This window comes from Oscillibacter sp. (assembly GCF_031978065.1).
Taxonomy (GTDB): domain Bacteria; phylum Bacillota; class Clostridia; order Oscillospirales; family Oscillospiraceae; genus Oscillibacter.
Genome location: NZ_DALZCH010000185.1, coordinates 1 through 3,003, shown reverse-complemented (window position 1 = coordinate 3,003; position 3,003 = coordinate 1). Strand labels below are relative to the sequence as shown.

The window sequence follows — 3,003 nt, the reverse complement described above, 5'->3', positions numbered from 1 at the left end:
CCACGGGGCCATGTGCGTGAGCTATTCGGGCCGGTGCCTTTTGAGCAGCTATATGACCGGGCGGGATTCCAACCGGGGTGTCTGCGCCCAGCCCTGCCGGTATCAGTACGCTCTGATGGAGGAAAAGCGCCCCGGCGAATATTTTCCAGTGTTTGAGGATGAGCAGGGGACCTACATCATGAATTCCCGGGACATGTGCATGATTGACCATCTGGACGACCTGTGCGCCGCTGGGATTGACAGCCTGAAAATCGAGGGCCGGGCAAAGTCGGCCTATTACGCGGCGATTGTCACCGGCGCATACCGCCGCGGCTTGGACGCGGTGGGCGCAGGGGAGCCGATGGACCCCGTGTGGCGGGACGAGGTGGACCACGTTAGCCACCGCCGCTATTCCACCGGCTTTTTCTACGGTCAGCCGGGGCAGTACGTGGCCGACTCCCAGTATGTTCGGGAATGGCAGGTGAAAGCCCTTGTCACCGATTGTGACGAAACGGGAAACGCCACACTGTCCCTGCGTAATAAGCTGACTTGCGGAGCGCAGGTGGAGGTGGTGGGACCGGACTGCCGCCCCTTTGCCATGACCGTGCCGGAGATGAGGGATTCGGACGGTTTGACGGTTCAGGAGATCAAAACGCCCCAGGCCGTATTTCAAATGAAACTGCCCCGCCCTGTGCCGCCGCTGTCTTTGGTGCGGCACGCTGTGGAGCTTTCAGGAAAGTAAACGCCAGCCAGGAAAATAAGGAGAGAAACGATGAACGCAGACGTTGTGATTGTGGGTGCGGGCCCGGCCGGTATTTTTACCGCGCTGGAGATGCTCAAAAAGGGCAGTAAACAGAAAATTGTGATGGTGGAGAAGGGCCAGAGCGTGGAAAAGCGCCACTGTCCCAAGGACAAAACGGGCTATTGTGTGAACTGCAAGCCCTATTGCCACATTACCACCGGGTTTTCCGGTGCGGGGGCCTTTTCCGACGGAAAGCTGTCTCTCTCCTATGAGGTGGGTGGCGACCTGCCCACGCTGGTGGGAGAGGATCTGGCGCAGGAGACAATCAACTACACCGACAAAATTTATCTGGACTTCGGCGCGGATGAGCACATTGAGGGTCTTGGCAACGACCTTGAGCGCAAGGAAATCCGCAAGCACGCCATTCAGGCGGGGCTGAAGCTGGTGGACTGTCCCATCCGTCACCTTGGCACGGAGAAGGCCCAGAGCCTGTATTTTGCCATCGAGCAGTATTTGCAGGAGCATGGGGTGGAAATCCTGTTCGGCTACGAGTGCTCCAACATCATTCTGGAGAATGACGTGTGCAAGGGCGTTTCCATTTCCAACGGGAAGACGGAGCAGGAGATTCTGGCGAAGCATACCGTGGTGGCAACAGGCCGTCGGGGTGCGGACTGGCTGGAACGTCTGTGCGCCGAGCACAATATTGCCCACGGCCCCGGCACGGTGGACATCGGCGTGCGGGTGGAGGTTCGCAACGAGGTCATGGAGATGGTGAACCGGGTGCTGTATGAATCCAAGCTGGTGGGCTACCCCCGACCCTTCAAGAATAAGGTCCGCACCTTCTGCCAAAATCCCGGCGGCTTTGTTTCTCAGGAGAATTACGACAACAATCTGGCGGTGGTCAACGGCCACAGCTATAAGAATTTGAAAACCGACAACACGAATCTGGCCATTCTCTGCTCGCACAATTTCAGCGTCCCCTTCAACCAGCCCATCGCGTACGCACAGAAGGTGGGTGAGCTGACCAACATGCTGGGAGACGGGCACATTCTGGTCCAACGCTTCGGCGACATTCTGGACGGCAAGCGGACCTGGCCCAAGGAACTGGCCCAGTCCAATATCCGTCCCACGCTGCCGGATGCCGTGGCGGGGGATATTACCGCCGCCATGCCCTATCGCTCCATGGTGAACATCATCGGCTTCATTCAGGCCATGGACCATGTGGTTCCCGGCTTTGCGTCCACGGAGACGCTGCTGTACTCTCCAGAGCTGAAATTCTATTCCAACCGGGTGAAGATGGACACCGACTTTAACACCAGCCTGATGGGGCTGCACTGTCTGGGGGATTCCTCCGGCTGGACCCGAGGGCTGATGATGGCCTCTGTGATGGGAACCCTCATGGGCCGGAAAATTGCGGAGGAGGGCTGAACCCCCTTTCATTGGCAGCTCGACAAAGCGAACGGGGAAGAGTGGGGTGCGAAATTGCCTGCTTTTAAAGGAAAATAGTCGAATCAACCCCAATATGAGTTGAAAAGGCGCGGAACGTATTGTTCCGCGCCTTTTTTTACGCAAATACCTCCGACGGCAGTCTTATATTTTTTTCCGTTGTCAAGCCTGAATTTTACTTTGATTGCGACCTGATTTTTGCACCGGCTGTCCTATAATGGGGGATACACAGCCACGTGATGCGGGGGAGGGATTGGCGAGAAATGACGGTGGTGTACATAGACAGCGTGTTCGCGCTGAACGCGCTGGCGGACTATCTGTTGGTATATTCTGCCGCCCAACTGGCGGGTGCCAGACTGCGAAGACTGCGGTTTCTTCTGGCGGCGCTGCTGGGGGGCGCGTATGCAGCGGCAGTATTTCTGCCGGGGATGGGCTGGCTGACCGTTCCGCCGGTAAAAATCGCGGCGGGTGTGCTGATGGCACTGGTGGCCTATGGCGGCGAGCCGCGCTTTTTGCGACTGACGCTGCTGCTGTTTCTGGTGTCCTGTGGGTTTGCCGGATGCGTGCTGGCGCTGGGATTAGCCGCAGGGCGGGCCATGCCTATGGAAAGCGGGGTTTTCTACACAAATGTGGACGCGAGAGTCTTACTGATTTCGGCAGCGGCGGCATATCTGGTGCTGGCGGTGGTCTTCCGGGCCAGCGCCCGCCGCAGCGGAGCGGGGGGCTTTCTGGTTCCGGTGACGGTGGCTTTTTGCGGCACCCGCACCGCACTGACGGCCCTGTGCGACACAGGCAACACTCTGCGGGACCCCGTGACAGGCAGGCCGGTGTTGGTG

Annotated in this window: 3 protein-coding genes; all 3 read left to right on the top strand. The window is 58.6% G+C overall.

The window, feature by feature from the left end; genetic code table 11:
• The coding region (locus RTK01_RS16450; RefSeq protein ID WP_312282003.1) for a U32 family peptidase C-terminal domain-containing protein at window positions 1–721 on the top strand (721 nt) is incomplete at its 5' end.
• A gap of 30 nt (window positions 722–751) precedes the next feature.
• Window positions 752–2,149 (top strand): FAD-binding protein, encoded by a 1,398-nt coding sequence (locus tag RTK01_RS16445; RefSeq protein ID WP_312282002.1) that lies wholly within the window; start codon window positions 752–754, stop codon window positions 2,147–2,149.
• Between the two features lie 281 nt (window positions 2,150–2,430).
• A partial coding sequence (locus RTK01_RS16440; RefSeq protein WP_312282001.1) for a sigma-E processing peptidase SpoIIGA occupies window positions 2,431–3,003 on the top strand: 573 nt, incomplete at its 3' end.